5 protein-coding genes are annotated in these 5,932 nt (G+C 64.3%); 2 read left to right on the top strand and 3 right to left on the bottom strand.

From position 1 onward, the window contains the following. Positions 1–78 precede the first annotated feature (78 nt). Positions 79–849, top strand: coding sequence for an N-acetylmuramoyl-L-alanine amidase (locus CWO89_RS39830; RefSeq protein WP_463702919.1), 771 nt, complete (start codon positions 79–81; stop codon positions 847–849). Positions 850–865: 16 nt separating this feature from the next. Here the strand turns inward: CWO89_RS39830 and CWO89_RS39835 are convergent, their stop codons facing one another. Together CWO89_RS39835 and CWO89_RS39840 are read right to left on the bottom strand one after the other, a co-directional pair. Then, positions 866–2,473, bottom strand: coding sequence for a Na+/H+ antiporter (locus tag CWO89_RS39835; RefSeq protein WP_130583755.1), 1,608 nt, complete (start codon positions 2,471–2,473; stop codon positions 866–868). Positions 2,474–2,580: 107 nt separating this feature from the next. Then, complete coding sequence (locus CWO89_RS39840; protein WP_130583756.1) at positions 2,581–2,955, bottom strand: nuclear transport factor 2 family protein; 375 nt, start codon at positions 2,953–2,955, stop codon at positions 2,581–2,583. A gap of 269 nt (positions 2,956–3,224) precedes the next feature. On the opposite strand from CWO89_RS39840, the gene CWO89_RS39845 reads away from it, so the two are divergent. Then, on the top strand, positions 3,225–5,042 hold the full coding sequence (locus tag CWO89_RS39845) for a caspase family protein (protein WP_130583757.1): 1,818 nt from the start codon (positions 3,225–3,227) through the stop codon (positions 5,040–5,042). Between the two features lie 150 nt (positions 5,043–5,192). Here CWO89_RS39845 and CWO89_RS39850 read toward each other — a convergent pair whose 3' ends face one another. Next, complete coding sequence (locus tag CWO89_RS39850; RefSeq protein WP_130583758.1) at positions 5,193–5,873, bottom strand: DUF1345 domain-containing protein; 681 nt, start codon at positions 5,871–5,873, stop codon at positions 5,193–5,195. Positions 5,874–5,932: the final 59 nt, after the last annotated feature.

The following is a 5,932-nucleotide window of genomic DNA, read 5'->3' on the forward strand; positions in this document are numbered from 1 at the left end:
CCAACAGACCGATCCCGGATTGCGCTTCGCTACATCCGGGCTACGATGCCGGGCGTGTGGCGCCACAGTCCGATCATTATGATCATCCTGTTGTCGCTCGTGTCGCTCGACACGAGATATGCCGCATGGCCGCGCGGGAGTGTCAGGACTGCGCCAAAGGCCGTGCCATCGAAATGCGACCGGTCCAAATTCAAGCTCATCCTGGACGTCGGCCATACCGCCGACGCGCCGGGTGCGAGGAGCGCTCGCAACATTCCGGAGTTCGATTTCAATCTCCGCCTTGCGAAACGCATCGAGGACAAGTTGAAGTCCGAAGGCTTTGCGCAAACCAGCCTCTTGGTGACGGAAGGCCCGAAAAGGCCGAGCCTGTTCAAGCGCGCCACCGCGATCAACAATTCGGGGGCCGATCTGGTCCTGTCGATCCACCATGACTCGGTGCCTGATTCCTTTCTCGAAGAATGGGAGTTCGAGGGAACGAAGAGCCATTTCAGCGACCGGTTCAGCGGCTATTCGCTGTTCGTTTCTCACGACAATCCGAAATTCTGGACCAGCCTGAGGTTCGCCCGGCTGCTCGGCAATCGAATGAAGGCGCAGGGCCTGCAATATGCCCGCCAATATGCGCTGGCGTTGATGGGGCGATACCGGCGAAAACTGCTGGACAAGAAGGTGGGCGTCTATCGTTACGACCAGCTCGTCGTGCTTATGCGGACCCGCGTGCCCGCAGTCCTGCTTGAGGCCGGTTCGATCATCAACCGGGACGAAGAGCTGGCAATGGCGTCCACGGAACGGCAGGACATGATCGGCGCCGCCGTGGTCGGTGCCGTCAAGGAATTCTGCGCGTCGCGGTAGCGAGGGTATCCCCCGATTACAGCGGTATCTTCCGATATTCGCGGTTCGCGAGGCTGGCCTCTTCCAGGTCGAGATCGCGCTCGATCCGGCGCCGCGTCTCGTCGGTGATCTTGCCGTCGCGGAGCAGGGCGTGAATGAACTGGCGCTCGGTTGCGATCAATTCCCGCGTCAGCTCGGTGCCGTTGGCGGAGACGTCGTGATTGTCGGGGTCGAGCGCGGCCGGCAATTGGTTGGTGCGGATATCGTGCCGCGCCCGCAGCAGCTTCACGACCTCCTCGGAGAGCTCGCGCTCGTCGACGATGGCATCGAGCGATGTGAGGCCGGCGGCCAGCGCCTCGCGCCTCGCGGCTATTTCGGCTTCATGCTCGGCGATACTCTCGGCGCGGCCGTCCTTGGCGATGTTCAGCCAGCCTACGACGGTAGGCAGGGTCAAGCCAAACCCCACCAGCGTGATGAAGATGACGCCGAAGGCGACGAACAGGATCATGTCGCGATAGGGAAAAGGCTCGCCGCTCGCGAGCGCAAACGGCAGCGCCAGTGCGGCGGCGAGCGACACCGCGCCGCGGACGCCGACGAAGGCGATCGTGAATGTCCATTGCCAGCGCGGCTGCGGATCACGCTGTCGCACGCGCTCGCTCAGGATCCGCGGCAGGTAGGTTGCGGGAAACACCCAGGCAAAGCGGGCGATGACGATGACCGCGATCACCAGCGCGGTGGTGGAGAGGATGTCGTCGAGCGGAAATGCCTTCGACTTCTCGTAGAGCGAACGCATCTGGAAGCCGGTGAGCAAGAACAGGATGCCTTCGATCAGGTAGATCACCAAGTCCCAGAAAAAGATGCCCTGCAGGCGGGTGGCGGAAGGAATCAAAAGCGGGCCGTTCCAGCTCACATAGAGGCCGCAGGCGACCGTGGCGATCACGCCGGAGCCGCCAAAGTGCTCCGGCAGCCAATAGGCCACATAGGGCGTGATCAGCGAGAGCGTGATCTCGACCTGCGGATCCCGCGAGTGCTGGCGGGCGCGCAGGCTCAACCATCCGACCGCGATGCCGAACGCGATCTCGCAGACGACGATGGCTGCAAATTCGCCGGTGGCCTTCGGCAGCGAGAAGGCGCCGGTGGTGATCGCCGCGAGGGCGAAGCGGTAGAGGATCAGCGCCGTGGCATCATTCGCCAGTCCCTCGCCTTCGAGTATGACGAGGATGCGGCGGGGGAGATGGAGCCGCCGCGCGATCGCAAGCGGGGCGACCACATCGGGCGGCGCCACGATCGCACCAAGCAGGAACCCGACCTCCCAGGGCAGCCCGATCAGGTAGTGAGTGGCGGTCGCGACCGCCGCCGCCGTGAAGATCACGCAGCCGACGGCGAGCAGCACGATCGGACGAAGGCTGTTCTTGAATTCCCGCCAGCTCATGGCCACCGCGGCCATGTAGATCAGCGGCGGCAGCACCATGAGCAGCACCAGTTCCGGCGGCAATTCGATGCTGGGCATGCCCGGCACGAAGGCCAGCGCGATGCCGGCCAGCATCAAGAGGATGGCGGGCGCGACATTGAGGCGCCGCGCCAACAGCGCCGTGCCCGCCAGCACGGCAAGCAAGATCAGGAAGGTCTGGAATCTGGCTTCCATGGCCGGTCCAATTGGCCCCGAAGCGCAGGCAAGGTCAATGTGCGTGGACGGCTCGACCGTGCGAGATCGAAAAAGCGGCCGTCCGATCAGCCAAGCCCCGGGTGTACTTACTCCCGCAGGTCGTAACGATAGGATTTCGAGACGATCTGCCAGCCGTCCTTGAGCTTCATCGCCACCAGATAGTCGGTGAAATAGCGCGGCGGCAATTGGCAGCGGACCTTGATGAAGGCGGTGACGTCGTCCGAACGGTCGATGGTGACGATGAAATCCTCGCGCGGCTTGCCTTCCGCCTTCGCCGACGGCCGCTTGCGGACCCGGTCGAGCCAGTCCGGCACTGTCAGCACCTGAAGCTCGCTCTTTTCCACCCAGCGCAGGTCGGCGGAGGGGTGAAACATCGCGCCGAGCTTGTCGGCGTCGCCTTCATAGAGTCCGTCGAAATAGTTCTGCACGACGGCTTCGACGGTCGATCGGTCATGGCTCATGGTTGGTTCCTCCCTTGGCCCATCTGTTGGTAGCCCGGGTGGAGCGGAACGCGCAACCCGGGACATCCAGATCAACGGTTACGAGCGATCCGGGTTACGCTGGCGCTTCATCCGGGCTACGGGCTGGCGGACCGAACCATCATTCGTCCCGCGGTACTAAAGCTTATCAGATGGTGCGGCCCCGTTCGTGACCTGGGTCACCAAACCCCGCCCCGGCTTCTGATAGGCCTTGCTATCATGCTGAACAGGCGGGTTTTTGAAGGTGCGTAATGAAATCGATCGGATTTCCAGGATTGCATCGGTTCGTTCTGGCGCTGTTCCTGCTTCTGATGTGCCAGCCGGCCTTCGCCGAGAAGCGCGTGGCGCTCGTGCTCAGCAATGCGGCCTATCAGAACGTCGCGCCGCTCCCCAACCCCGTCAATGACGGCGCGCTGATCGCCGCGATGCTGAAGGACGCCGGTTTCGACGTGGTGGATTTCCGCCGCGATCTTCCGGCGGTTGAGACCCGCCGCGCGCTGCGCGACTTTGCCGATCGTACCCGCGATGCCGAGATCGCCGTGGTCTATTACGCCGGCCATGGCATCGAGGTCGACGGCGGCAATTACCTCATTCCGGTCGATGCCAGGCTGGAACGCGACACCGACGTCTATGATGAGGCGTTTTCGCTCGACCGCGTCCTGATCGCGATCGAGCCGGCCAAGAAACTGCGGCTCGTGATCCTCGACGCCTGCCGCGACAATCCCTTTGCCAAGAGCATGAAGCGCACGGTGGCCGCGATCGGGCAGGGCCTTGCCAAGGTAGAGCCGACCAGCCCGAACGTGCTGATCGCCTATTCCGCCAAGGCCGGTTCCACCGCCGCTGATGGCGACGGCAAGAACAGCCCCTTCACATCAGCGCTCGCAAAGCACCTGACGACGCCCGGGCTCGATGTGCGGCGCGCATTCGGCTACGTCCGCGACGACGTGCTGAAGTCGACCAATAACCGCCAGGAGCCGTTCGTCTATGGCTCGCTCGGTGGTGAGGATGTGCCGCTGGTGCCGGCGCCGGCCAAGGCGGCGGCGCCTGCCGCGTCCGCACTGAGCCCGCAGGCCGACATCCGCCGCGACTACGAACTGGCGCTGCAGGTCGGCAACAAGAGCGCGCTCAACGCTTTCCTCGCGCAATATCCCGACGGCTTCTATGCGAGCCTCGCCAAGCTCCAGCTCGAGAAGATCGCCGCCGAGGAAGCCCGCGTCGCCGCCACGGAGAAGGCGCGGGCGGCGGAGCAGGAGCGTGCCCGGCTTGCCGCCGAAGGTGCCCAAAAAGCCGAGCAGGCCAAGGCGGCCGCCGACGCCAAGGCCGCCGAACAGGCGCGCATTGCCGCCGAGAAGGCCAAGCAGGTCGCGCAGGATCAGGCGGCGGTCGCCGAGCAGAAGCGGCTCGCGGCCGAAAAGGCACTGGCCGACAAGATCGCCGCCGACAAGGCCACCGCGGAGCAGGCGCCCGCCGCAGCGCCTGTCGACAAGGCGGTGAATGTCGCCGTGCTCAGTACCGGCTCGCCGCAAGCCGACGTCACCAAATCGGTGCAGACCGAGCTGCGCCGCGTCGGCTGCCTCACAGGTAGCGCCGATGGCGAGTGGAACGCCGCCTCGCAGCGGTCGCTGACGCTGTTCAATCGCTATGCCGGAACCAGGCTCGACACCAAGGTCGCCAATGTCGACACGCTCGATGCCATCAAGCAGAAATCATCGCGCGTCTGCCCGCTCGTCTGCGAGCACGGCACCAAGGCCGATGGCGACCGCTGCACCCGGATCGTCTGCGGCGCCGGCTCGTTCCTCAACGACGACAATGCGTGCGAGAAACGGCGCGAGAAGAAGCCGGTCGCCAAGCGCGATTCCGACGATCGGCCGGCGCGGCGCGAGCGGCCGGAAGTGCGCATTCCCCGGCCGATGGCCTCTTCGGGCGGCCGCGGCAGTGGTGGCGGCCAAATGGTCTGCGACCGCGGCGGCTGTCGCCCGGTCGCGCGCGGCTGCCACCTCGAATTCCGCACCACCGCGCAAGGCGGCCCGTACGAGGGCGGCGGCGGCAACGTTCAGGTTTGCAATTGAGACCGGGGTGCCGTCATTGCGAGCCAACGGGTCGCGCGAATGCGCGCCCGATGACAGGCTCCGCGAAGCAATCCATGGAGCCGCTTGCGGAGGCATGGATTGCTTCGTCGCTATCGCTCCTCGCAATGACGGTCGATAGCTTGAAACCGGCTAGATCGCGCTCGCCGCGATATTGACCATCAACGCGAGCAGCGCCGTGTTGAACACGAAGGAGATGATGCCGTGCACGGTCGCGGTGCGGCGGATGATCCTGTCGGTGATGCCGACATCGGAGACCTGCGCGGTCATGCCAATCACGAACGAGAAATAGACAAAATCCCAGTAATCGGCCTCGACGTGTTCCTTGCCGCTGGGAAACTGCAGACCGCCGGGTTCCTTTCCGCGATAATATTCGTGCGCATAGTGCAGCGAAAAGGCGGTGTGGACCAGCGCCCAGGATAGCACGATGGTGACGATCGCGAGCGCCAGCGCTTCCGCGCTGCTCTTGGCGGCGCCGAGCTCGAAGATGATGGCGGCAAGGCTCGCGAAGGCGCCGAGCGCCGTGATGAGCAGGATCAGGAACCGGCCGTCATCCTGCAGTATCGCGTTGCGCCTGATGTAAGCGATGCTGCATTGGAGCATCATCATGAAGGCGAGGGCGAGATACAGCGCGACGAAGATGTCCCAGCTCACCAAGAGCCGCGTCACCGGCCGCAGCCACTGCGGCAGCAGGAAAAACGCGGCGACGCCCACTGCGATCGAAGTAAAGATGCGTGGCCGCGAATACACCACGCGGACGGCCTTCGGCAGCTTCCGGAAGCGAACAAGGCGCTCCTCGAATTCCTTGCTCATGGTCCGCCCATCTTTTCGTTCTATTTGATTGTAACGGTCCGACCGCGCACTCGTTCACC

Origin of the sequence: Bradyrhizobium sp. Leo170, assembly GCF_004296405.1 — a bacterium.
Taxonomy (GTDB): domain Bacteria; phylum Pseudomonadota; class Alphaproteobacteria; order Rhizobiales; family Xanthobacteraceae; genus Bradyrhizobium.

What these genes read in the sequence shown, in the direction of transcription:
- CWO89_RS39830 (WP_463702919.1), top strand. Translation starts at nt 79, where the DNA reads ATGATCATCCTGTTGTCGCTCGTGTCGCTCGACACGAGATATGCCGCA.
- CWO89_RS39840 (WP_130583756.1), bottom strand. Translation starts at nt 2,955, where the DNA reads ATGAGCCATGACCGATCGACCGTCGAAGCCGTCGTGCAGAACTATTTC.
- CWO89_RS39835 (WP_130583755.1), bottom strand. Translation starts at nt 2,473, where the DNA reads ATGGAAGCCAGATTCCAGACCTTCCTGATCTTGCTTGCCGTGCTGGCG.
- CWO89_RS39845 (WP_130583757.1), top strand. Translation starts at nt 3,225, where the DNA reads ATGAAATCGATCGGATTTCCAGGATTGCATCGGTTCGTTCTGGCGCTG.
- CWO89_RS39850 (WP_130583758.1), bottom strand. Translation starts at nt 5,873, where the DNA reads ATGAGCAAGGAATTCGAGGAGCGCCTTGTTCGCTTCCGGAAGCTGCCG.